Source organism: Pseudomonas sp. NPDC088444 (assembly GCF_044900175.1).
Taxonomy (GTDB): domain Bacteria; phylum Pseudomonadota; class Gammaproteobacteria; order Pseudomonadales; family Pseudomonadaceae; genus Aquipseudomonas.
On sequence record NZ_JBJDNK010000001.1, the window covers coordinates 685,188 to 709,427 of the forward strand.

A 24,240-nucleotide genomic window follows, 5' to 3' on the forward strand; every position below is an offset into this window, starting at 1 on the left:
CTTGATTGGTACAGCTTGGTTCTAAGTTGCTACTGGGTAAGTCCATGGAGGTATTCCACAAGCCCCGGCGGGGCTGACGGGCGCAATGATACACCGCTTGCCGGGTCTGCATGTTAAAAATTCAACGCGGAACAATCGCTTGCAACACAATGTTAAGCATTGTCCGAGTCGTTATTGCTACGACGTCACATCCCGAGAAGAAAACACGCTCGCCGAAAAAAATACATCTGGCTAGCCTCCTCTGACATCCCGTCAAGGAGGACTGCATCATGCGCTTCGACACCCGCAAAGCCATTTTTGCTGCGCTGTTTTTTCTGCCTGCGTGTACGTGGGCAACAACGGTCAACCGCTGCGAAGACGAACGCGGCCACGTCACCTTCACGACCTTGAGCTGCCCCTTCGGTCAATCCGCCAGCTCGCAAAACGCGAATAGCCCACCTCCCGGAACACGCCTTCCCTCGCCGCCTCACAGCAAGCCATCAGCAAAAGTGCCGAACAATGAGCTAGTGATTGTCGGGCAACGCGACGATGGCTGTGGAAACGTGCTCAGCCCGGAGCTGCGACGCAAGGCGATCATCAATCAGCAAACGCCAACGGGCATGACGAAACGGGACGTGGAAAGCCTGCTGGGAAAACCGGACAAGATCATTGGCCGCAACGGCGAGGTGCGTTACGTCTACGCCGAAAAGAAGGGACGAAGCCGGCAGGTCACGTTTGACGAACACGGCTGCGTAAAAAGCGGCCGCTCAAAAAGCAAACCGTAGAAAAGCAAAAAGCCCGCATTTGCATGCGGGCTTTTCGTTTTATGGTGCACTCGACAGGATTCGAACCTGTGACCGCTCGGTTCGTAGCCGAGTACTCTATCCAGCTGAGCTACGAGTGCAATTGGCGCTTGTTAAACCAGCTCACCTCTGGTCAATGCATTTTACTTCTGGAAGTGAGTGGTGCTTCCGAAGACCTGTTGAAGCCAGGCTCTTTCTTAAAGCTACTACCTGTATCACTACAAGTAACGCTTAAATGGTGCACTCGACAGGATTCGAACCTGTGACCGCTCGGTTCGTAGCCGAGTACTCTATCCAGCTGAGCTACGAGTGCATTTGTTGCCGCGCATTATAGGCCGTTAAATCTCTTGGTCAAGCACTTTTTCTAGTAATTTCAACAACTTACAGAAGAAGCCAGATTACAACGTACTACGCAAATAATGGCGGAGAACGGGGGATTCGAACCCCCGACACCCTTGTGAGGTGTACTCCCTTAGCAGGGGAGCGCCTTCGGCCACTCGGCCAGCTCTCCGCAACACGGGGCGTATAATAACCACCCTTTTCCCCGTTTGCAAACCAAAAATTCAAATAAAATTAATGGCTTGGTTCCTCGTCCTTCTCTTTCTTGATGCGCAGGTAGATCTCCTCACGGTGAACAGCCACTTCCTTGGGCGCATTGACCCCAATTCGTACCTGATTACCTTTAACGCCGAGCACGGTCACGGTGATCTCACCGTCACCAATAATCAGGCTCTCCGCGCACCGACGGGTCAAAATCAGCATACCTATCTCCTCAACCTCAATTCAGGGACTGCAGTCTGCACAACCGAAAGGCATCGGCCCGCGCCGCAAGCGGCAACAGGCCAGCACCCTGAGTATTGACTAGCGCCGGGAAAAAATCAGTTTTCTCGTGCACGTCAGAAACACAAAAGGCGCGGTCTCGACCGCGCCTTTTGCTTCAGCTCTTACTCGCCCTGGCGGGGAGCGTCGAGTTCGAACGCCGTGTGCAGCGCGCGCACGGCCAGTTCCAGATACTTCTCTTCGATCACGACCGAAACCTTGATTTCAGAAGTGGAGATCATCTGAATGTTGATGCTTTCCTTGGCCAATGCCTCGAACATGCGGCTGGCAACGCCCGCGTGAGAACGCATGCCGACGCCAACGATGGAGACCTTGGCAATCTTGGTGTCACCGATCACTTCGCGTGCGCCGATTTCCTTCGCGGTATTTTCCAGCACGCTCAGAGCCTTCTCGTACTCGTTGCGGTGCACGGTGAAGGTGAAATCGGTGGTGTTATCGTGCGCAACATTCTGCACGATCATGTCCACCTCGATGTTCGCGGCGCTGATCGGGCCCAGAATCTTGAAAGCAACGCCTGGAGTGTCAGGGACGCCACGAATGGTCAGCTTGGCCTCGTCACGGTTGAAGGCGATGCCCGAAATGATCGGCTGTTCCATGGATTCCTCTTCATCGATGGTAATGAGGGTACCCGGACCCTCCTTGAAGCTGTGCAGCACGCGCAGCGGGACGTTGTACTTGCCGGCGAATTCCACCGAGCGGATCTGCAACACCTTGGAACCGAGGCTGGCCATTTCCAGCATCTCTTCGAAGGTGATCTTTTCCAGACGCTGAGCCTGAGGCACCACACGCGGGTCAGTGGTGTAGACACCATCGACGTCGGTGTAGATCTGGCATTCATCTGCCTTCAGCGCCGCAGCCAGGGCCACACCAGTGGTGTCGGAGCCGCCACGGCCCAGGGTCGTGATATTGCCGTTTTCGTCGACCCCCTGGAAACCTGCAACCACGACCACTCGACCGGCTTTCAGGTCAGCGCGAATTTTCTGATCGTCGATCTGCAGGATACGCGCCTTGTTGTGCGCGTTGTCGGTCAGGATGCGCACCTGATTACCGGTGTAGGACACCGCAGGCACACCGCGCTTGATCAGGGCCATGGCCAGCAGGGCAATGGTGACCTGCTCGCCGGTGGAAACGATCACGTCCAGCTCACGAGGATCCGGATTGCCGTTGATCTGCTTGGCCAGATCGATCAGGCGATTGGTCTCGCCGCTCATGGCGGACAGCACCACTACCAGGTCATCGCCCGACTCGCGGAATTTTTTGACTTTGTCGGCCACCTGCTCGATGCGCTCGATCGAGCCCACGGAGGTGCCGCCAAATTTCTGTACGATTAAAGCCATCTCAAAGCCGCCTCGGCCCGTAAGGGCGCCCGTTAAACATTCAAACCGCGTAGCGCCGCAGCCTCCCTTTGAAGAAGGCTGCGATGGGTCGACTTAAATTCCCTGTTCGGCGAACGGAACCGCGAGCGCAAGCGCTGCGTCCAGGCCTGCGGCATCAACGCCACCGCCTTGTGCCATATCAGGACGACCGCCACCTTTACCGCCCACGGCGGCAGCCGCTTGCTTCATCAAATCACCGGCTTTGAGTTGGCCAGTCAGGTCTTTGGTGACACCCGCCACCAGCACGACCTTTTCCTCATGCACACCGCCGAGCAGGATCACTGCGCGGCCGAGTTTGTTCTTCAACTGGTCCACCAGCGCCAGCAGCGCCTTGCCATCCTGACCGTCGAGACGGGCAGCGAGGACCTTGGCACCCTTGACGTCCACCGCAGCGTTCGACAGATCGTCGCCCGCCGCGCTGGCCGCCTTGGCCTGCAGTTGTTCCAGTTGTTTTTCCAACAGGCGATTGCGTTCCAGGACAGCGGTCAGCTTGTCCAGCAGGTTGTCGCGATTACCTTTGATCAGGCTCGCGGCTTCCTTCAGTTGTTCTTCAGCGGTATTCAGATACGCCAGCGCAACGGCACCGGTCACCGCTTCGATACGACGCACGCCAGAGGCCACGCCGCCTTCGCTGATGATCTTGAACAGCGCGATGTCGCCGGTACGATCCGCGTGGATACCGCCACACAGTTCCACCGAGAAGTCGCCACCCATGCTCAGCACGCGAACGGTGTCGCCGTACTTCTCGCCGAACAGCGCCATGGCGCCCTTCTTCTTGGCGGTGTCGATGTCGGTTTCTTCGGTTTCGACGGCGGTGTTCTTGCGCACTTCAGCGTTGACGATGTCTTCCAGCGCTTTGATCTGCTCAGGCTTGATCGCTTCGAAGTGACTGAAGTCGAAGCGCAGGCGCTGGCTGTCGACCAACGAGCCTTTCTGCTGAACGTGATCACCCAGCACCTGACGCAATGCAGCGTGCAGCAAGTGAGTGGCGGAGTGGTTCAGCGAAGTGGCCTTGCGTACGTCAGCAGCGACTTCGGTCTGCAGGGCAGTACCGACCGACAGGCTGCCCGAGGCTTGTACGCCGTGGTGCAGGAATGCGCCGCCGGTCTTGGTGGTGTCACGCACGTCAAAGCGCGCAGCACCGGCAGAGAGATAGCCGCAGTCACCGATCTGACCACCCGATTCCGCGTAGAACGGGGTCCGATCGAGGATCACCACGCCCTCTTCGCCTTCGTTCAACTGCTGAACCGACTGGCCTTCCTTATAGATAGCCACAACTTTCGCGTCGCCGCGCGTCGCGTGGTAACCCGTGAACTCGGTGGCGACGTCCACTTTGACCAGGCTGTTGTAGTCCATGCCAAAGGCGCTGGCCGAACGCGCGCGCTCACGCTGGGCGTCCATTTCACGCTCGAAGCCAACTTCGTCGAGGGTCAGGTTGCGCTCACGGGCGATGTCGCCGGTGAGGTCCATCGGGAAACCGTAGGTGTCGTACAACTTGAACACCACATCGCCCGGCACCACGGTGCCTTTCAGTTCAGCCAGATCCTGTTCGAGAATCTTCAGGCCCTGTTCCAGGGTCTTGGCGAATTGCTCTTCTTCAGCTTTCAACACGCGCTCGATGTGCGCCTGTTGGGATTTCAACTCAGGGAACGCTTCGCCCATTTCGGCCACCAGCGCCGCGACGATCTGGTAGAAGAAGCTGCCCTTGGCACCCAGTTTGTTGCCATGACGGCAAGCGCGGCGAATGATGCGACGCAGCACGTAGCCACGGCCTTCGTTTGATGGCAGCACGCCATCGGCAATCAGGAAGCCACAGGAACGAATGTGGTCAGCCACGACTTTCAGTGACGGCTGATTGTCATTGGTGCAACCGATGGCCTTGGCGGCAGCGGCCAGCAGGCTCTGGAACAGATCGATCTCGTAGTTCGAATGCACGTGCTGCAATACGGCGCTGATCCGCTCCAGGCCCATGCCGGTGTCCACCGATGGCGCTGGCAGCGGATGCAGCACGCCGTCGGCAGTGCGGTTGAACTGCATGAAAACGTTGTTCCAGATCTCGATGTAGCGGTCGCCGTCTTCTTCTGGCGAACCGGGCGGGCCGCCCCAGATGTCAGCGCCGTGATCGTAGAAAATCTCGGTGCACGGACCGCACGGGCCGGTATCGCCCATGGTCCAGAAGTTATCGGACGCGTACGGCGCCCCCTTGTTGTCGCCGATGCGAACCATGCGCTCGGCCGGCACGCCGACTTCCTTGGTCCAGATGTCGTAGGCTTCGTCGTCCGTGGCGTAGACCGTGACCCAGAGCTTTTCCTTGGGCAGATTCAGCCATTTCTCGGAGGTCAGGAACGTCCAGGCGAAGGTGATCGCATCGCGCTTGAAATAGTCACCGAAGCTGAAGTTACCCAGCATTTCGAAGAAGGTGTGGTGACGGGCGGTGTAACCGACGTTTTCCAGGTCATTGTGCTTGCCACCGGCACGCACGCATTTCTGGCTGCTGACAGCACGGGTATAAGCCCGCTTCTCCTGACCCAGAAAGCAGTCCTTGAACTGGTTCATGCCTGCGTTGGTGAACAGCAGGGTGGGGTCATTGCCCGGAATCAAGGAGCTGGAGGCTACACGGGTGTGGCCTTGCTCTTCGAAGAAGCGAAGGAAGGCTTCACGGATTTCTGCGCTTTTCATAGGTTCTTCCACGGGAACTGCGGCCGGAGCCAGGTGCATAACGTCATTCGACGAAACGACGGCAAAGGGCCGCATTATATAGGCGTTGCAGCTACGGTACAGTCACTTTGTACGATAGAAGCTGCCAATTGGTTTATAGGGCGACTATCGGCTGCCAAATTCGGCAAATGCCGCGACCACCTGTTCCATTTGCGCAGCCGAGGCATCCAGGTGCGTCACCATGCGCAGACGCGGCGCCGCGCTCAGGACGATACCCCGCTCAGCGCAAAAGGCCTTGAGTTTCTCGGCTCGCTCACCGACCTGAACATAGACCATGTTGGTTTGTACCGGCTCGACGTCAAAACCCAGCTCGCCCAACGCCTTGCCCAGAAACGCAGCGTTGGCGTGGTCTTCAGCCAGACGCTCCACCTGGTGCTCCAGCGCATATAACCCTGCGGCGGCCAGCAAGCCGGCCTGACGCATACCGCCACCGACCATCTTGCGCAGACGCCGCGCCTTGGCGATGAACTCACTCGATCCGCACAACACTGACCCGACAGGCGCGCCCAGTCCTTTGGACAGGCAGACCGACACCGAATCGAAGTGGCGAGTGATTTCACGAGCATCGACGCCCAGTTTGACCGCCGCGTTATAGAGACGGGCGCCATCCAGGTGCAGGCCCAGCCCCTTCTCGCTCGTCAGCGTGCGCGCGGCTCTCAGGTACTCCAATGACAGCACTTTGCCCTGCATGGTGTTTTCCAACGCCAGCAAACGGGTGCGAGCGAAATGGAAATCGTCGGCCTTGATGGCGGCCTGCACATCATTCAAGTCGAGCGAACCGTCGGGCTGATTGTCCAGCGGTTGTGGCTGGATCGACCCCAATACCGCCGCACCGCCGCCTTCGTATTTGTAGGTGTGCGCCTGCTGGCCGACGATGTATTCGTCACCGCGCTCACAATGCGCCATCAGGCCCAACAGATTGCTCATGGTGCCGGTGGGTACGAACAGTGCCGCCGCAAACCCAAGACGCTGCGCCAACCACGACTCCAGCTTATTGACTGTCGGGTCTTCGCCATACACGTCGTCACCCAGTGGCGCGCGAGCCATGGCCTCGCGCATGCCTGCGGTGGGTTGGGTCACTGTGTCGCTGCGCAGATCGATAACCGTCACGATGAAGCTCCCTGATAGCTGGTTGAACCTCAGTCTTGAGGTCTGAGCCGAAGATAATCAAGGCTGCGCCAGGGATTGCCAAGCCACGCTTATAAGAAAAGCTGATGAAACCCATCCAAAAGGCTCCATGCACATTCTGAAAATCTGTGTTACAAACTGCACGCCGACGAGAAATCGTCGGTAACGTTCTCAGGGCGGGGTGCGATTCCCCACCGGCGGTAATGGCGTGCAAAGCGTCTAGCCCGCGAGCGCTCTTGCAGGGTTGTGCCTGTGCAGGAGGTCAGCAGATCTGGTGTGATTCCAGAGCCGACGGTCATAGTCCGGATGAAGAGAGAACGGGATAGGTACACAGGATCGTCTCGCAGCCTCATCACGGGTGCGTTTTACCCGGATGGCTGACGACCGTACCCTGGCATCCCCTTCGATCCAAACGCCCTGTTTTTTCATTAAACAGGAGTCAGAACAGATGCAACCCACCGCTATTCACGCTCATGAGCGCATTGCCTTCATTCAAGCTTGCTGGCACAAAGATATCGTCGATCAGGCACGCAAGGGCTTTGTCGCCGAGATGGCCAACCACGGCTATGCCGAGAGCGATATCGACTTTTTCGAAGTCGGCGGCGCTTTTGAAATCCCCCTGCATGCCAAATTGCTGGCCAAGACCGGTCGCTACGGCGGCGTCGTCGCGGCAGGTCTGGTGGTCGATGGCGGTATATATCGTCACGAGTTCGTTGCGCAATCGGTGATCAGCGCCTTGATGCAGGTTCAACTGGAAACCGAGGTGCCGGTGTTCTCGGTGGTTTTGACCCCGCACCATTTCCACGCGGGTGAAGAGCACCACAACTACTTCTTCAACCACTTCGTGCACAAGGGTCAGGAAGCGGCGAAGACCTGCGCCGATACGCTGACCAAATTGCGTGCAGTGCGCCGTTTGGCAGAGCCGCAGAAAGCAGCAGGTTGATGGAATGGCGGCGCTCTCAGGAGTGCTGCCATTTTTTGTGAAAGATTCTATGTTGCCCCGTCAACTGCCTTCGCCACCAAGGCGGCTCCCACAATGATCGAGACAATCGTCGTAGCTCTGTCAGCCCAACTGCTCATCCGTCGTCGGCACGATCAGAATCCCTGCGCGCAGCCCGTTCTTGACCTTCGGGTTCGGGAAGATGATGCGGGCGCCCTCTTCTTCCACCACCCAGCGTGAATCGGCCAGGTCTTCGGCCAGCACAAAGCCTTTATCCAGCTTGGTAAAGTTTTCGATGTCCGCGGGCAAATGCAGACGGAATGCATCGCTGTGCTTGATGATTTCCCGGGCAACACTGAACAGTTTCAACCCGTCTATTTCATCGCCCACCAACGGTTCGGTGCCTTGAATCAGGTTTATCAGCGTCGTTCGCAAGCGCGACAGGTCGACCTGCTGGTTCTGTCCGAATGGCCGCGCCTTGCCCAGTTCAAGGGTGAAGGCCTCTGCCCCCAGCTTGTCGTAGGTGTAGGCGCTGAACACCACCGAAGGCTTGTTCTGCAGCAGCACCGCTTCCATTCCCGCACCGTGCAGACGCACGAGTTCACGGCGCGAGTGTTGGCGCCCTTCTTTCCAGGGATACAGCGCGAATTGCTCGATCTTCGAGCCACGAATGGCCGTGTGCAGGTCGTAATGCAGGCGATAGCGATCGGGAATGTTGAAAAAACTCGCCGCCAGACGCTCCAGCTCACAGGCGCGAATGGCTTCGTTGCCGCTGCTCAGCTCGTGGCGGCCGTTGAACAGCCGGTTGACGTCCTGTTCGATGTAACGCTCGCCGCGACGCATCGCTTCGGGGTTGCCGAACAGAAACAGAATCCGCGTCCGAGGTTTGAGTTCGCTGCGGGCGATGGCATGGATCAGGTCATCGAGCAGCTCGATGGGGGCGGTTTCATTACCATGGATGCCTGCGGACAACAGCAGGTCAGTGCCGTTGTCTTTCGCTTCGGGGGGCCGGACTTCCAGCGCCCCCTCGGCCAGCCAGCGCATGCGCACGCCTTCGACGGTCAGTTGAGTCTTTTCGGCGGGTTCACGACCTGCCAGGGTCAGTTCAAGCAGTTTGCCGAGGGCGAGCATGGGGCGGATTCCTGCTAAAGCTTAGTGGTTGCAGTCCGGACCGTGTACGTGGCCGTCTTCTTCGTCATCTGCGTCAGCCGCTTCCATCTCCAGTTGCAGGCTGACCAGGTTGGTGGCCATCGGACGCAACAGCAGGTTGGCGTACTCGGTGTCGCCCTCTTCGACGTCCACGCCGATCAGCAACTGGCCACGACCGTCCTGTTGAATCCAGACTTCCTTGCCCTGCCAGATCACGGCAAAGCGAGTGCAGGAGGTTTCCAGCTGGGTGCCGTCGGTGTCTTCAAGGATCAAACGCAGGGCGTCGCTCATGACAAAAATTCTCTCTCTAAAACGCGAAGACATTGCCTGCCTGACACCAATCAGGCGAGACGCAATGTCGCAAAGGGCTCAATTGATCTGGAAAGGATAGACCGCACCCAGTTTCAGGTGCTGTGTCAGTTCATCCAGCGCCGTACGGCACTCGATCAGCAGTTGGGGATCTGCGAGATCACTTTCGCTCAGACGATCGCGATAGTGCTTGTCCACCCACTGGGTCAGCGTGTCGTACAGCGGCGCGGTCATGATAACCCCTGGATTGACCGCCGCCAGTTCCGTTTCATTCAACGCCACTCGCAAACGCAGGCACGCCGGCCCGCCGCCGTTCTGCATGCTTTGCTTGAGATCGAAGACCTTCACTTCGCGAATCGGGCTGTCGTCGGCCATCAGACGTTGCAGGTAATGCCAGACGCGTTCGTTGCTGCGGCATTCTTCCGGCACGATCAGCAGCATCGAGCCGTCCGGGCGCGACAGCAACTGGCTGTTGAACAGGTAAGAACGCACGGCGTCCTCGACGCCCACTTCAGTGCGCGGCACGCAAATGGCCTGGAAACGCCCGCCGCGACGACTCAGTTTGTCGTGCAACTCGCTGAGCATATGCTCGGTATTGAGAAAAGCATCTTCGTGATAGAACAGCACTTCACCGTTGCCGACCGCGATCACATCGTTATGGAACACGCCCTGGTCGATCACCGCCGGGTTCTGTTGCGCATAGACCACGCCCTCGTCACTCAGGCCGTGCAGACGCGCCACGGCTTGCGAGGCTTCCAGGGTCTGGCGCGCCGGGTATTTCTGGGGCGTCGGGAAGCGGGTGTCGAACGCTGCACGCCCGAAGACGAAAAACTCCACCCCGGCCTCGCCATAGCTGCGGCAGAAGCGCGTGTGGTTGGCCGCACCTTCATCGCCAAACTGGGCGACGGCAGGCAAGGCGGCGTGATGCGCGAAATGCGCCTGATTGGCGAACATCGCGCCCAACACGCGACTGGTGGTCGGATGCTCGATGCTGCGGTGGTATTTGCAGTTGAGGTTGGCGGCGGTGAAATGCACACGACCGTCAGCGGTGTCGGCACTCGGGCTGACGGTGGCCGCGTTGGCAACCCACATGCTGGATGCCGAGCAACTGGCGACCAGCAACGGCATGGACTCTTTGGCTGCACGCTGGATGACCTGCGCATCGGTGCCACTGAAACCCAGCTTGCGAAGACCCGCGACGTCCGGACGCTCCTGTGGCGCCAGCACGCCTTGGGTGAAGCCCATGTCCATCAGCGCTTTCATCTTCGCCAGCCCCTGCAACGCGGCCTCGCGCGGGTTGGACGATTGCTGGCAATTGCTCTGGGACGCGACGTTGCCGTAGGACAACCCACCGTAGTTGTGGGTTGGCCCCACTAGACCGTCAAAGTTGACTTCACAGGATTTCATCGGTGAGGCTCCGTGGATCTGTTTTTATAAACATCAATGTTCGTTTGGCACTGCTGCTGCACAAAACCTGTGGGAGCCGGCTTGCTGGCGAAGGCGGCGTGTCAGTCGACATTGATATATCTGGACCGAAGCATTCGCCAGCAAGCCGGCTCCCACAGATCAAGCGTCAACCCTCAAGTCAATGTGATGCCCGGCGTCAGGCTTGCTGGCAACGCCAACGCCCCCGCCTCCAGCGACGCCACCGGGTACGCGCAATAATCCGCTGCGTAATACGCACTGGCGCGATGGTTACCCGATGACCCCACACCACCGAACGGCGCGGTGCTCGCGGCACCCGTCAATTGCTTGTTCCAATTGACGATGCCCGCCCGGCTTTGCAGCCAGAACTGCTGGTAACGCGCTTGCGAATCCGAGAGCAACCCCGCCGCCAGGCCATATTGCGTGTTGTTGGCTTCAGCGATGGCTGCATCGAAATCTACGTACCGAATCACCTGCAACAAGGGGCCGAACAGCTCTTCATCTGGCCGATCGTTCACGTCGCTGACGTCAATAATGCCCGGCGTCAGCAACGCGGCGTTAACATCTGGCTGGGTCATTTCCAACAACGCTATCGCGCCATTGGCCAGCAACTGCTCTTGCGCATCGATCAGTGCCTGCGCAGCACGCAGGGAAATGACCGAGCCCATGAACGGTGCGGGCTGCTCATCGAACGCGCCCACTTGAATGGTTTTGCTGACCTCTACCAAACGCGTCACGAACGCATCTCCCCACGAACCTTGCGGCACCAGAAGACGACGAGCGCACGTGCAGCGCTGACCTGCCGAAATGAACGCCGACTGAATCACGGTGTACACCGCCGCATCGACATCGGCCACCTGATCCACCACCAGCGGGTTATTGCCGCCCATTTCCAGCGCAAGGATCTTGTCCGGGCGACCGGCAAATTGCTGATGCAGCGAATTGCCGGTGCGGCTGGAGCCGGTGAAGAACAGGCCGTCGATTCCCGCGTTGGCGGCCAGCGCGATACCGGTGTCCCGAGCACCTTGCACCAGGTTCAGCACCCCCGCTGGCAAGCCTGCTTCAATCCAGCACTTCACGGTCAGTTCGGCGACCTTCGGCGTCAGCTCGCTGGGCTTGAACACCACCGCATTGCCCGCCAACAGCGCCGGGACGATGTGCCCGTTCGGCAAATGGCCGGGGAAGTTGTAAGGGCCGAACACTGCGACCACACCATGGGGCTTGTGCCGCAGCACTGCCGTGGCATCGCCCAGCGGACCACTTTTCTCGCCCGTGCGCTCGCGGTAGCTCTGGATCGAAATCGCGACTTTGTTGACCATGCTGGTCACTTCCGTCGCAGACTCCCACAGGGGCTTGCCGGTTTCCTCGCCGATGCAGTGAGCGATCTCATCGGCACGTGTTTTCAGCGCGGCAGCGAAGGCTTCGAGCACGACAATGCGCTCTTCCAGTGTGCGGGTCGCCCACGCGGGAAACGCCTGACGCGCCGCTATCACCGCAGCGTCCACCTGTTCAGTCGTCGCGCTTTGCCCAGTCCAGATCACCTCTTGGGTCACCGGATTCAGCGACTCGAACGCCTCGCCCTGCCCGGCCTGCCAGGTGCCGGCGATATACAAAGTCGACATCACACACCCTCCCGAGCTGGAGACAAAGGCACGGCTCGCACCTGATCGCCTGCGGTAAGACGCAAGCGTTTGGCGGTCATCGGATCGACCACCAGCGTGCCCGCCGCAAAACGCGCAGGCGCTGCGGTGATACGGCAGTCTTCGCGCTTGCGGTTGTGAATGAGGAAAGGCGTCGCATCGTCGCCCGGCGTGCCTACGGCCAACACCAGCGCCTGACTGTCACGCACTGCTCGGATCTTGCCGGTTTCGCATTCAATAGCCGGGCCTGCGTCGAAAATGTCGACGTAGCCTTGATAGCTGAAGCCCTCTGCCTTGAGCATGGTCAGCGCAGGCTCGGTGCTGGTGTGCACCCGCCCGATGACGTTGCGCGCCGCTTCCGACAGGAAGCAGCTGTACAGCGGAAATTTCGGCATCAACTCGGCGATGAACGCGCGATTGCCAACGCCCGTCAGGTAGTCGGCCTGGCTGAATTCCATCTTGAAGAAGTGACGACCCAGGCTTTCCCAGAATGGCGAGTGGCCTTGCTCGTCGGACATGCCGCGCATCTCAGCGATGATCTTGGCGCCAAACAGCTCGGGAAATTCAGCGATGAACATCATCCGCGCCTTGGACAGCAGACGACCGTTAAGACCATTGCGCGCATCGGCGTGGAGGAACAGCGAGCACAGTTCCGAGTTGCCGGTCAGGTCGTTGGCCAGGAACAGCGTCGGGATTTCGCGATAGATGTTCAGTTCTTGCGACGCGCTGACCGTCAGGCCCACGCGGTAGTTGTACCAGGGCTCACGCAGGCCCACTGCACCGGCAATGGCCGAGATGCCGACCACACGCCCGTCGTCGTCCTCCAGCACGAACAGGTAATCGGTGTCGCCCCGCTCGGCTTCGCCACGGAAGCTTTTTTCGGCCCAACCGACCCGGTGCGCCAGGCGCTCCTCATTGGCGGGCAGCGTGGTCAGGCCTGCGCCTGTGCTGCGCGCCAGGTCGATCAGCGCCGGAAGGTCACTGCTGCGTACGGGACGAACGATCATGCTTTCTCCTCATGCCGATCCCTCGCTGGGAAACCGGCCAACTCGCTAATCTGCGACACGGCGACGCTTTTTTTGCAGTACTTCGCAGTACGTTGCGGCCACCGATGACTCAACCGATAAACAAAACCGTCAGACCGCGACGATGCGCACGCTGGCGCCCTCGCCGACACCCAGGGCTTCGGCGGCTGCCACGCTCAGGGTCACCGGCTTGCCGGGCACCCAGTCGAGTTCCAGCATCACCGCGCGGTAATCCTGCAACTGGCTGTTGGCGACCAGATACGGACGCCCGCCCTTGACGGCGTCGCCGCTGTCCACCGGGTCGACTTTCACTGGCACCACGCGGCTCTGGGCAATCGAGCGAATGCCGGACACCCGCGCATGCAGGGTCGGACCACCGTCGAAGATGTCGATGTAATGGTCGGTTTCAAAGCCTTCGCGCATCAGGATGTCGAAGGTGATCTGCGCACGCGGATGCACCTGGCCCATGGCCTCTTGGGCCTCGTCCGGCAGCAACGGCACGTAGATCGGGTAATGCGGCATCAGTTCTGCGAGGAACGTCCGGCTTTTCAGGCCACACAGACGCTCGGCTTCGGCGTAGTTGAGGTCGAAAAAGTTACGGCCGATGGCGTCCCAGAACGGTGAGTCGCCGTTTTCGTCGCTATAACCGACGATTTCGGTCACCACCGAATCGGCGAAGCGCTCGGGGTGCGCGGCGACGAACAGCAGTCGGGCGCGTGAGTTGAGTTCAGACCATAACGTACCGACCAGTTCGGGCAGCACGTAGAAACTGGTCAACAGGCTGTTGCCGGTCAGGTCGTGGCACTGGGACAGAACGTGAATCTTGTTGTGAATCTTCAGTTCGCGGGAGGCGTGAACGAAAGTCTCGTTGCGAAAGCTGTAGAACGGCTCTGAATACCCCGCCGAGGCGACGATCCCCGAACAGCCCACCAGCCGACCGGACTCGGTGTCTTCCAGCACGAAAAAATAGGTTTCCTCGCCGTTGAAGCTGACCTCGGCGGCAAACGACGCCTCGGACGCGGCGATCTTGTCACCCAGACGGCCAGCGTCATCCGGCAGAGACGTGACACCAATCGGGCTGTCCGCAGCGAGTCGCTGGACCTCGCTCAGATCCGCCATTTGCGCAGGGCGCATTACCAGCATGGTGTCACTCCTTGGAAAAAATCAGGCCGGTTACCCGGCGAGAGAAAACAAAATGTGAGACTTGCGCGATCCGTGGGAGCCGGCTTGCTGGCGAAGGCGTCAACCCAGACACATTGATGTCTACTGACACACCGCTTTCGCCAGCAAGCCGGCTCCCACATGGAATGCAGACGCTGTTAGGCCGCAGCCAGCTTGGCGACAGCACGCTCGAAACGGTCCAGACCTTCGTTGATATCGGCATCTTCGATCACCAGACTCGGCGCGAAACGCACCACGTCAGGACCGGCTTGCAGAATCATCACGCCTTCATGCTCGGCCGCGTTGAAGAAGTCCTTGGCTTTGCCTTTCCAGGCGTCAGTCAGCACACAACCGATCAACAGGCCCATACCGCGCACTTCGCTGAACACGCCGTATTGCTGGCCGATCTTCTCAAGCCGCGTCTTGAACAGGTCATGCTTGGCCTTGACGCCCTTGAGCACTTCAGGGGTGTTGATCACGTCGATCACCGCCTCGCCCACCGCGCAGGCCAGCGGATTGCCGCCGTACGTGGTGCCGTGCACGCCGACCGACAGGTGCTTGGCCAGCTTGTCAGTAGTCAGCATGGCCGCCATCGGGAAACCGCCGCCGATGCTCTTCGCGCTGGAAAGGATGTCCGGGGTCACGCCGTAATGTTGATAGGCGAACAGATGGCCACTGCGCCCCATGCCGCTCTGCACTTCGTCGAAAATCAGCAGCGCATTGTGTTCGTCGCACAGTTTGCGCGCGCCTTGCAGGTATTCCAGTTCGGCAGGCAACACGCCGCCTTCGCCTTGAATCGGCTCCAGTACAACGGCGCAGGTCTTGTCGCTGACGGCCGCTTTCAGTGCAGCCAGGTCGTTGTACGGGACGTGGGTGATGCCGGTGATTTTCGGGCCGAAACCGTCGGAGTATTTCGGCTGGCCACCGACGCTCACGGTGAACAGGGTGCGACCGTGGAAGCTGTTCAGTGCAGCAATGATTTCGTACTTCTCGGTGCCGTACAGGTCATGGGCCACACGACGGGCCAGTTTGAAGGCCGCTTCGTTGGCTTCGGCGCCGGAGTTACAGAAGAACACGCGATCAGCGAACGTGGCGTCGACCAGTTTCCTGGCCAGGCGCAGTGCCGGTTCGTTGGTGAAGACGTTGGAGACATGCCACAGCTTGTTGGCCTGTTCGGTCAGTGCACCGACCAACGCCGGATGGGCGTGGCCCAGTACGTTGACCGCGATGCCACCGGAGAAATCCACCAGCTCACGGCCCGACTGATCCCAGACGCGGGAACCCTGGCCGCGCACGGGAATGAACGCTGCGGGGGCGTAGTTGGGGACCATCACCTGGTCGAAATCGGCACGTTGCACCGGTACTTGCTCAACGGACATCGGAGTCTCCTGAAGAGGAACGCCTGCCTGGGACTGGCGAGCGATGGAAGGATTGTAAGGACTGATTTCAGCCCGGCCTTGCCGCCAAGCGACAACTTCTTATAGCGCAAAACCGGCTTTTTCCGAGGCTTTCGGCAATGCGACAAATAGCGTCGGAAAGGCGCAGTTTAAACGTTGGCGCGCCGTTGTAGCAGCGGTCTGTCGATTTGATTTGATCGCAACGCACGCGCAATAACCTGTGGGAGGCGGCTTGCACGGCCTTCGGCCAGAAGCAGCGACCGTTGCCACCGGCAGCAATCAATTCGGCAAATCGCCGTCGGTGTCAACCGCGCTCGGCGGGAACCGACGACAACTCGAACGGACTGCTGCTGCGTCGCTGGTTGCGGTCTTCGCGGGGGGTGGCACCAAAGAAATTGCGATAGGCACTGGAGAAATGCGGGCCAGAGGAGAAGCCACAGGACAGGCCGATCTGAATGATCGACTTGCTGGTTTGCATCAGCATCTGCCGCGCCTTGTTCAGACGCAGCTCCAGGTAATACTGGCTCGGTACACGATTGAGATACTGCTTGAAGATGCGCTCCAGTTGACGACGGGACACGCACACATGCTGGGCGATTTCGTCGGTCGTCAATGGCTCTTCAATGTTGGCTTCCATCAACAGCACAGCCTGGGTCAGTTTCGGATGGCTCGACCCCAGACGGTTCTGCAATGGAATGCGCTGACGCTCGCCCCCTTCACGGATGCGCTCAACCACCAGCTCCTCGGAAACCGCTCCGGCTAATTCAGCGCCATGATCCCGAGCCAGTACGGCCAGCAACAGGTCCAGCACCGACATGCCGCCGCAGGCCGTCAGACGATCCCGGTCCCAGTCGAACAAATGGCTGGTGGCGATCACTTTCGGAAAGCGCTCGGCGAAATCATCTTGCCAGCGCCAGTGCACAGCTGCGCGGTAACCGTCCAACAGCCCCAGTTGCGCCAGCGGGTAAACCCCCGCTGACAAGCCACCAATCACACAACCCGCGCGCACCAGTTGTTTCAGCGCGCCAGCGAGTGCCGACGCCATGGGCGCAGGAGGCTCGTCGGCCAACAGGAACACTTTCTGACACCCTTCCAGACGCCCCACCCACGACTCGCCCGGCAATTGCCAGCCGCCATTCGATTCCGCCGGCTCGGCGTGCATGAAGGTCAGCTCATACGCGACTTCGGGATGAACGCGCTGAGCGACACGCAAGGCTTCCTCCGCCAGCGCCAGAGTCAGGGCTTTGGTGCCGGGCCAGATGAGAAATCCGATTCGATGGGCAGTCATGGCGTGCAATCCGAAACGTGTCGCTGTTAGGGGTCACACGCCCGCGCGTGTGAAGTGAACCCGTTGCTATCAGTTCATGCCAGCGGTCAAGGTGACGCGCAGCATGAACTGTTCTGACGCAAAACGCACCGTCCGGGACGGCGCGTTTCGCTACTTCAAGCTGCCGGAGAGGAACTGCTGCAAACGTTCCGACTTCGGATTGAGCAACACTTCGCGGGGATCGCCGCTTTCTTCGACCAAGCCTTTGTGCAGGAAAATCAACTGATTGGAGACTTCGCGAGCAAAGCCCATCTCGTGGGTCACCACCACCATGGTGCGACCTTCCTGAGCCAGTGCCTGCATGACCTTGAGTACATCGCCAACCAATTCAGGGTCCAGCGCCGAGGTCGGCTCGTCGAACAGCATGACTTCCGGCTCCATCGCCAGCGCGCGAGCGATCGCCACACGCTGCTGTTCACCCCCGGACATATGACCCGGGTAGGCGTCCTTGCGATGAGCCACGCCCACCTTGTTCAGGTAGTGTTCGGCCTTTTCCAGCGCTTCCTTTTTGGGCACGCCGAGGACGTGAACGGGCGCCTCGATAATGTTTTCCAGCGCCGTCATGTGTGACCACAGGTTGAAATGCTGAAACACCATCGACAGGCGCGAACGCATGCGCTGCAGTTGTTTCGGATCGGCAGCCTTCAAGCCGCCGTCCTTGCTCGCCACCAGCTTCAACTCTTCGTTGTTGAGCAGGATGCGACCGGATTTGGGCTGCTCCAGCAGATTGATGCAGCGCAGAAAGGTACTTTTTCCCGAGCCGCTGGAGCCGATGATGCTGATCACGTCACCTGCTTTGGCGGTCAGCGAAACGCCTTTGAGCACTTCGTGACTGCCGTAGCATTTATGCAGGTCCTGGATTTCCAGTTTGTTCATGTTCTCGGTTCTCACAGGTAATCAGTCGCTGAGCAGGCGGCCGCTGCGCAGCGGGGTACGTCCCGCCACCTTGGCCATCCAGAAACCCGGTTGGGCGTAACGCAGTTTTTCGATGGCGAACAATACGCCAGCCGTTGCGGTGCAGACCGTGGTGACGCGGTCGGTCAGCGGATCAATCACTTCGAACAGCGGCTCGCCCGGCTCGACCCAGGCACCCGCCGGGCGCAGGAAGGTCAGCACGCCGGGGTGCGGCGCGTAGATCATTTCGGTGCCTTCGAAGGGCATGCCTTCGCACGCGTCATGAGTCGCTTGCGGCCACTCGCCGCCAATCAACCCCTGCTCGGCGAGGAACGCCAGAATGCCTTCGGCATACGCCTCGGCTTCGGCCTTGCCGGTGTTGGACTGTCCGCCGAGTTCGAGCGTGGTCGACATGCACGCCAATGGAATTTGCGCTTCGGGGAACTGCTTGCTCAGGCGCAACCAGGGCAACGAACAGGCTTCGTCGAACGAGCTGCCGCCCGAATCTTCGGCCAGCAACCCGACGCTGACGCCCAGATGCGCCGACAGTGAACGCCATTGCGGCCAGTGCTGCGGCAAGGCATACATGTGCAGCGAGGCATCGGTGTCGCAATGCAGGTCGAGCACAATGTCGGCGTTGCAGGCATGGCGCAACAGCACCCGCTGCATACCCGCCAGCTCGCTGCCCGCAGGCGGCAATTGGTCGAGCACATCAGCCATGGCCTGGCGGATCAGCTTCACATTGGCGTGAGGATCATCGCCCAGTTTGCCCATCAATCGCTCGGCCACAGGCTCGCTCAACTCGGTGAAATCGCGGTTGAAGTTCTTGCCGCTGCCGTATTCGAAACGCCCCTGATGATTGCCTTGCAGCAATTGCCCCAGGCCAATCGGGTTAGCGACGGGCACCAGTTCGATAACGCCCTTGAGCAAGCCTTGGGTTTCGAGTTGCGTCAGCCGCTTTTTCAATTCCCAGGCCGTACGCATGCCCGGCAGTTCATCGGCGTGCAGGCTGGCCTGAATGTAAGCCTTGCGCTCGCCCTGACCGAAGCAGAACACGCTCAGCGTGCGCTGCGTGCCAAGATTGCCCCATGGCAAGTCGTGATCGATGCGTTGCATATCAGTGCTTCCTCGGTGCGAGGTAACCGAGCCAGCGGCGCTCGGCCAGCTTGAACAGTTTCACCAGAATGAAGGTCAGGCACAGGTAGAACACGCCCGCCGTGATGTACGCCTCGAACGGCAGATACAACCGGGCGTTGACATCACGCGCCGCACCGGTGATGTCCATCAAGGTGACGATGGACGCCAGACTGGTGGTCTGCAGCATCATGATCACTTCGTTGCTGTACTGCGGCAGTGCACGGCGCAACGCGGACGGCAGCAGAATGCGACGGTACATCTTGGCCTTGGACATGCCCATCGCCCGCGCCGCTTCGATCTCGCCCGGTGGCGTGGATTTGAGGCTGCCCGCGATGATTTCCGCGGTGTAGGCGCTGGTGTTGATGGCGAAGGCCAGGCAGGCGCAGAAGGTCGCGCTGGACAGCCACGGCCAGAAAATGCTCTCGCGCACCGCTTCGAACTGGGCCAGGCCGTAGTAGATCAGGAACAACTGCACCAGCATCGGCGTGCCGCGAATCACGTAGGTGTAGCTCCAGGCCAGCAGGTTGACCCAGGCGACTTTCGAGACGCGCATCAGGGCCAGCGGCAAGGCCGTCAACAGTCCGAAGAACAGCGACAGCGCGAGCAGCTTGAGGGTAATCAGTACGCCGCTGAAGTACAGCGGCAGGTTGTCCCAGACGACGTGGTAATCGAAGATCATAGGTCTGCCGCCCTTACGCCTGCCGAGTAGCGTTTTTCGATATGCCGCAGCACCAGCAGCGAGACACTGGTGATCACCAGATACATGGCCGCGACGGCGAGGAAGAAGGTGAAAGGCTCACGGGTCGCATCAGCGGCCTGCTTGGCCTTGAACATCATGTCTTGCAGACCGACCACGGAAATCAACGCAGTGGCCTTGGTCAGCACCAGCCAGTTGTTGGTGAAGCCGGGAATCGCCAGACGGATCATCTGCGGCACCATGATGCGGAAAAACACACGCATTCTGCTCATGCCATACGCCATGCCCGCTTCGGCCTGGCCTTTGGGAATGGCCATGAAGGCGCCACGAAACGTCTCGGAAAGATAGGCCCCGAAAATGAATCCCAGCGTGCCGATACCGGCCATCAGGGGGTTCAGGTCGATATAGTCGTCGTGCCCGAGCAGCGGCGCAACGCGGTTGAGCAGGTCCTGACCACCGTAGAAAATCAGCAGGATCAGCACCAGATCAGGAATGCCACGAATGACCGTGGAGTACACATCGCCCAGCCAGGCCAGCCAGCGCACCGGGGACAGACGCAGCGACACGCCGATCAGCCCGAGCACGATGGCCAGTGCCATGGAGCACAGGGCGAGCTGCAGGGTCAGCCATGCACCGTCGAGGATGACGGCTCCGTAGCCTTTCAACATGTAGTGTGGCCCTCGAGCGCGGGATAGAAAAATGGCGCAATCAGAAGGATCGAAGATCCGCTGACTGCGCCATTGCGTTCGGAATTCGACTTACTTGCCGTAGATGTCGAAGTTGAAGTACTTGTCTTGAATCGCTTTGTATTTGCCGTTTTCGCGGATGGCCGCAATGGCTGCGTTGAGCTTGTCCAGGTCAGCCTTGTCGCCTTTGCGTACCGCGATGCCAACGCCGTCGCCAAAATAGTTGACGTCGGTGAACGCCGGACCAACGAACGCGTAGCCTTTGCCAGCGTCAGTGTTCAGGAAGCCGTCTTGCAACAAAGTGGCGTCGGCCACGGTGCCATCCAGACGACCGGCGCCGATGTCCAGATAGATTTCGTTCTGCGAGCTGTAAGGCTTGATTTCAGCGCCCAACGGAGCCAGGACTTCCTTGGCGAAACGCTCGTGGATCGAGCCACGTTGCACGCCGATGTTCTTGCCTTTCAGTTCGCTCAGGCCTTCGCTGACGACCGTGCCCTGCTTCATGACCAGACGGGCCGGGGTGTTGTAATACTTGTTGGTGAAGTCGACGGATTTCTTGCGGTCTTCAGTGATGGACATCGAGGACAGGATCGCGTCGATCTTGCGCACTTTCAGCGCCGGGATCAGGCCGTCGAATTCCTGCTCGACCCATACGCACTTGACCTTCATCTCTTCGCACAAGGCGTTGCCAATGTCGTAGTCGAAGCCGACGATGCTGCCATCCGGCGCTTTCGAAGCGAATGGAGGGTACGCCGCTTCGATACCGATTTTGAGAGGCCTTTCATCAGCGAACACAGGCTGTGCCAATACGGACAGCGCCAGTGCGCCCAGCAGCATGAGCTTTTTCATTCTTGGAACTCCATCGGTCTAACGCAACAAGTGGCAGTGAGCGAAACGCTCAATGGGCAGAAGGATGCTTTGAAATTGCGACGCGAGGCGCCATCGAGTCTCAAGGCTCGGCGGGCCTTCGGCGAGTGATCGGCATTTTAGCGGCAGGCTGTAAGTCGATATTTCTTCAATGCGACAACTAGTTACAGAAGCGCCGAGAAAGTCGATCAGACTGATTGACAGCCCAAGCATTTCATGCACGGGCAATTAGCAGCAAACCCATCAACGAAGCAAATAACGCGCCCATTATTGGCAAAGCCTTCTAATCCGGCAAGCCCAGCATGTCGGGAGGTAGATTCAGGCGATCGAATGCGACGGTTACGGGGTGTTTCGCCCCATACCGGCGCAACCGGTTACAGGGCGCACTCGCTAGGTAACAAATCGATATATATCTTTCAAACTTCAGCCCGTGGGGGATTCTGTGTTGGCTGGTAAATGGCCTTCGCCACCAGAGGCGGCTCCCACAATGATCGCGCAGGGTCCAAGCCCTACGTTCGACACCGAACCTGTGGGAGCCGGCTTGCTGGCGAATACGTTGGGGCAGCCCCAACCTGAATGCAACACCGCCTAATAGGCCCAACCAACCATAAAAAACGCCCCGCCTGGCTTTCACCGGACGGGGCGTTGTTTATCACAGGGTGGCTATCAGGCCGCCGTCATGGTCTTGTGGGTCTCGACCAGATGCGCCACGACACTCGGGTCGGCCAGCGTCGAGATGTCGCCCAGTGCGTCATACTCGCCGGTAGCGATCTTGCGCAGGATGCGGCGCATGATCTTGCCGGAGCGGGTTTTCGGCAGGCCAGGCGCCCATTGGATGACGTCCGGCGAAGCGATCGGACCGATCTCCTTGCGCACCCAATTGCGCAGTTCGATACGCAACGCTTCGTCCGGCACCTCGCCACCGTTCAGGGTGACGTAGACATAAATGCCCTGTCCTTTCAGGTCGTGCGGCACACCGACAACCGCAGCTTCAGCGACTTTCGGGTGAGCCACCATCGCACTTTCGATCTCGGCGGTGCCCATGCGGTGGCCGGACACGTTGAGCACGTCATCTACGCGGCCAGTGATCCAGTAGTAGCCGTCTTCATCACGACGCGCACCATCACCCGTGAAGTACATGCCACGGAAGGTCTTGAAGTAGGTATCGACGAAGCGATCGTGATCGCCGTACAGGCTGCGGGACTGGCCCGGCCACGAATCGAGGATCACCAGATTGCCTTCCGCCGCACCTTCGATCAGGTTGCCAAGGTTGTCCACCAGCGCCGGAATCACACCGAAGAATGGACGGGTTGCTGAACCCGGCTTCAGAGCCGTTGCACCCGGCAGCGGGCTGATCAGAATGCCGCCGGTTTCGGTCTGCCACCAGGTATCGACAATCGGGCAATTCTGTTTGCCAACGGTGTTGTAGTACCAGTTCCAGGCTTCCGGATTGATCGGCTCGCCCACCGAACCCAGCAGGCGCAGGCTCGAACCGTCGGCGCCTTCGACTGCTTTGGTGCCTTCGGCCATCATCGCGCGGATCGCGGTCGGCGCGGTGTAGAGGATGTTGACCTTGTGCTTGTCGATGATCTTCGACATGCGGGTGATGTCCGGGTAGTTCGGAATACCTTCGAACAGCAACGTAGTCGCGCCATTGGCCAGCGGGCCGTAGACGATATAGCTATGACCAGTGACCCAACCCACGTCAGCGGTGCACCAGTAGATTTCACCCGGTTTGTAGTCGAACACGCGCTCATGGGTCAGAGCGGCATATAGCAGGTAGCCTGCGGTGGTGTGCAGCACGCCTTTCGGTTTGCCGGTGGAGCCGGAGGTATAAAGGATGAACAGCGACTCTTCGGCACCCATTTCTTTCGGGGCACAGGTGCTCGATGCCACTTCCAGCAGCGCGTGATACCAGATGTCGCGATGGCGGTTCCACTCAATGTCGCCACCCGTGCGTTTGCACACGATGACCTTCTGCACACTGTTGGTTTCGGGGTTGGTCAGGGCACGGTCGACGTTGGCTTTCAGGGCTGTTTTCTTGCCACCCCGCAGGCCTTCGTCAGCGGTGATCACCACTTTCGATTTGCAGTCGATGATGCGACCGGCCAGCGCCTCCGGCGAGAAGCCGCCGAACACCACGGAGTGAATCGCGCCGATACGGGCACAAGCCAGCATCGCCACCACAGCTTCCGGAATCATCGGCATGTAAATGGTCACCACATCACCCCGGTGCACGTCCTGACCGCGCAGCGCGTTGGCGAACTTGCAGACTTCTTCGTGCAGTTCGCGGTAGGTGATGTTGCGGCTTTCGGAAGGATCGTCGCCTTCCCAGATGATTGCGACCTGATCGCCACGTTCAGCCAGATGGCGGTCCAGGCAGTTGTAGGAAACGTTCAAGGTGCCGTCGGCGAACCACTTGATGTCGACGCGATGATCGTCGAAGGAGGTCTGTTTGACGTGGGTGAAAGGCTTGATCCAGTCCAGGCGCTTGGCCTGCTCGCGCCAGAAACCATCGGGGTTGACCACCGACTGCTGGTACATGGCCTTGTAAGTCGCCTCGTCAGTCAGCGTGTTTGCTGCCACTTCAGGGCGAACGGGGTACAGGGAAGCCGCACTCATCTTTCTTACCTCGGTGGAAATGTTGTTTTTGTATGGACCACTTGTATCCGCCGATGGCTCAGAAAGCCATTCGACGATGGTCTTACCGGCCTTCAGCATAACGCCGAAACGCTCCGACAG

Annotated in this window: 20 protein-coding genes, 3 tRNA genes and 1 riboswitch; of the genes, 2 read left to right on the forward strand and 21 right to left on the reverse strand. The window is 59.5% G+C overall.

The window, feature by feature from the left end:
* Nucleotides 1–269 precede the first annotated feature (269 nt).
* Nucleotides 270–764: a DUF4124 domain-containing protein gene (locus ACI2KB_RS03330; protein ID WP_404631337.1), complete on the forward strand. Its 495-nt coding sequence runs from the start codon at nt 270–272 to the stop codon at nt 762–764.
* A gap of 42 nt (nt 765–806) precedes the next feature.
* On the opposite strand, the gene ACI2KB_RS03335 is transcribed toward ACI2KB_RS03330, so the two are convergent.
* The 7 genes from ACI2KB_RS03335 to ltaE all read right to left on the reverse strand — a co-directional run bounded on the left by ACI2KB_RS03335 (nt 807) and on the right by ltaE (nt 6,826).
* Nucleotides 807–883 (reverse strand) — tRNA-Arg (locus tag ACI2KB_RS03335).
* Between the two features lie 135 nt (nt 884–1,018).
* Nucleotides 1,019–1,095: transfer RNA gene (locus ACI2KB_RS03340), tRNA-Arg, on the reverse strand.
* A gap of 107 nt (nt 1,096–1,202) precedes the next feature.
* Nucleotides 1,203–1,293 (reverse strand) — tRNA-Ser (locus tag ACI2KB_RS03345).
* 62 nt (nt 1,294–1,355) lie between these two features.
* Nucleotides 1,356–1,544, reverse strand: coding sequence for a carbon storage regulator CsrA (gene csrA, locus ACI2KB_RS03350; RefSeq protein ID WP_002554426.1), 189 nt, complete (start codon nt 1,542–1,544; stop codon nt 1,356–1,358).
* A 182-nt stretch (nt 1,545–1,726) separates the two neighbouring features.
* Nucleotides 1,727–2,959: an aspartate kinase gene (locus ACI2KB_RS03355; protein ID WP_404631340.1), complete on the reverse strand. Its 1,233-nt coding sequence runs from the start codon at nt 2,957–2,959 to the stop codon at nt 1,727–1,729.
* Nucleotides 2,960–3,052: 93 nt separating this feature from the next.
* A complete protein-coding gene (alaS, locus tag ACI2KB_RS03360) occupies nt 3,053–5,677 on the reverse strand; it encodes an alanine--tRNA ligase (RefSeq protein WP_404631342.1) in 2,625 nt (874 codons plus the stop codon).
* Nucleotides 5,678–5,821: 144 nt separating this feature from the next.
* Entirely contained in the window at nt 5,822–6,826 is a 1,005-nt protein-coding gene (ltaE, locus tag ACI2KB_RS03365) for a low-specificity L-threonine aldolase (RefSeq protein ID WP_404631344.1), read from the reverse strand.
* 181 nt (nt 6,827–7,007) lie between these two features.
* Nucleotides 7,008–7,167: riboswitch (FMN riboswitch) on the forward strand.
* 125 nt (nt 7,168–7,292) lie between these two features.
* Between ltaE and ACI2KB_RS03370 the strand changes: the two genes are divergently transcribed.
* Complete coding sequence (locus ACI2KB_RS03370; protein ID WP_404631346.1) at nt 7,293–7,787, forward strand: 6,7-dimethyl-8-ribityllumazine synthase; 495 nt, start codon at nt 7,293–7,295, stop codon at nt 7,785–7,787.
* Nucleotides 7,788–7,907: 120 nt separating this feature from the next.
* On the opposite strand, the gene astE is transcribed toward ACI2KB_RS03370, so the two are convergent.
* The 14 genes from astE to acs form a co-directional block, all read right to left on the reverse strand.
* On the reverse strand, nt 7,908–8,915 hold the full coding sequence (gene astE / locus ACI2KB_RS03375) for a succinylglutamate desuccinylase (RefSeq protein WP_404631348.1): 1,008 nt from the start codon (nt 8,913–8,915) through the stop codon (nt 7,908–7,910).
* 21 nt (nt 8,916–8,936) lie between these two features.
* Nucleotides 8,937–9,224, reverse strand: coding sequence for a topoisomerase II (locus tag ACI2KB_RS03380; RefSeq protein ID WP_404631350.1), 288 nt, complete (start codon nt 9,222–9,224; stop codon nt 8,937–8,939).
* 78 nt (nt 9,225–9,302) lie between these two features.
* Nucleotides 9,303–10,649 carry an N-succinylarginine dihydrolase gene (astB, locus tag ACI2KB_RS03385; RefSeq protein WP_404631352.1) on the reverse strand — a complete coding sequence of 449 codons (1,347 nt, stop codon included), beginning with the start codon at nt 10,647–10,649 and terminating at the stop codon, nt 9,303–9,305.
* 173 nt (nt 10,650–10,822) lie between these two features.
* Entirely contained in the window at nt 10,823–12,292 is a 1,470-nt protein-coding gene (astD, locus tag ACI2KB_RS03390) for a succinylglutamate-semialdehyde dehydrogenase (protein ID WP_404631354.1), read from the reverse strand.
* Nucleotides 12,289–13,314, reverse strand: coding sequence for an arginine N-succinyltransferase (gene astA / locus ACI2KB_RS03395; RefSeq protein WP_404631356.1), 1,026 nt, complete (start codon nt 13,312–13,314; stop codon nt 12,289–12,291). The genes astD and astA overlap by 4 nt, the downstream gene beginning before the upstream one ends.
* A 129-nt stretch (nt 13,315–13,443) precedes the next feature.
* Nucleotides 13,444–14,475, reverse strand: a complete 1,032-nt coding sequence (gene aruF / locus ACI2KB_RS03400) for an arginine/ornithine succinyltransferase subunit alpha (protein WP_404631358.1) — start codon at nt 14,473–14,475, stop codon at nt 13,444–13,446.
* Nucleotides 14,476–14,651: 176 nt separating this feature from the next.
* Complete coding sequence (locus ACI2KB_RS03405; RefSeq protein ID WP_404631360.1) at nt 14,652–15,872, reverse strand: aspartate aminotransferase family protein; 1,221 nt, start codon at nt 15,870–15,872, stop codon at nt 14,652–14,654.
* Nucleotides 15,873–16,194: 322 nt separating this feature from the next.
* Nucleotides 16,195–17,178 (reverse strand): transcriptional regulator ArgR, encoded by a 984-nt coding sequence (gene argR, locus ACI2KB_RS03410; RefSeq protein WP_404631362.1) that lies wholly within the window; start codon nt 17,176–17,178, stop codon nt 16,195–16,197.
* Between the two features lie 150 nt (nt 17,179–17,328).
* Nucleotides 17,329–18,093, reverse strand: coding sequence for an ABC transporter ATP-binding protein (locus ACI2KB_RS03415; protein WP_404631364.1), 765 nt, complete (start codon nt 18,091–18,093; stop codon nt 17,329–17,331).
* Nucleotides 18,094–18,114: 21 nt separating this feature from the next.
* Nucleotides 18,115–19,227 carry a succinylglutamate desuccinylase/aspartoacylase family protein gene (locus ACI2KB_RS03420; RefSeq protein ID WP_404631366.1) on the reverse strand — a complete coding sequence of 371 codons (1,113 nt, stop codon included), beginning with the start codon at nt 19,225–19,227 and terminating at the stop codon, nt 18,115–18,117.
* Between the two features lies 1 nt (nt 19,228).
* Nucleotides 19,229–19,927 (reverse strand): ABC transporter permease, encoded by a 699-nt coding sequence (locus ACI2KB_RS03425; protein ID WP_404631368.1) that lies wholly within the window; start codon nt 19,925–19,927, stop codon nt 19,229–19,231.
* The gene (locus ACI2KB_RS03430) at nt 19,924–20,613 is read right to left on the reverse strand and encodes an ABC transporter permease (protein WP_404631370.1); all 690 of its coding nucleotides are present in this window, start codon (nt 20,611–20,613) and stop codon (nt 19,924–19,926) included. The genes ACI2KB_RS03425 and ACI2KB_RS03430 overlap by 4 nt, the downstream gene beginning before the upstream one ends.
* A 90-nt stretch (nt 20,614–20,703) precedes the next feature.
* Nucleotides 20,704–21,480, reverse strand: coding sequence for an ABC transporter substrate-binding protein (locus tag ACI2KB_RS03435; RefSeq protein ID WP_404631372.1), 777 nt, complete (start codon nt 21,478–21,480; stop codon nt 20,704–20,706).
* 684 nt (nt 21,481–22,164) lie between these two features.
* Entirely contained in the window at nt 22,165–24,120 is a 1,956-nt protein-coding gene (gene acs, locus ACI2KB_RS03440; protein ID WP_404631374.1) for an acetate--CoA ligase, read from the reverse strand.
* Nucleotides 24,121–24,240 lie beyond the last annotated feature (120 nt).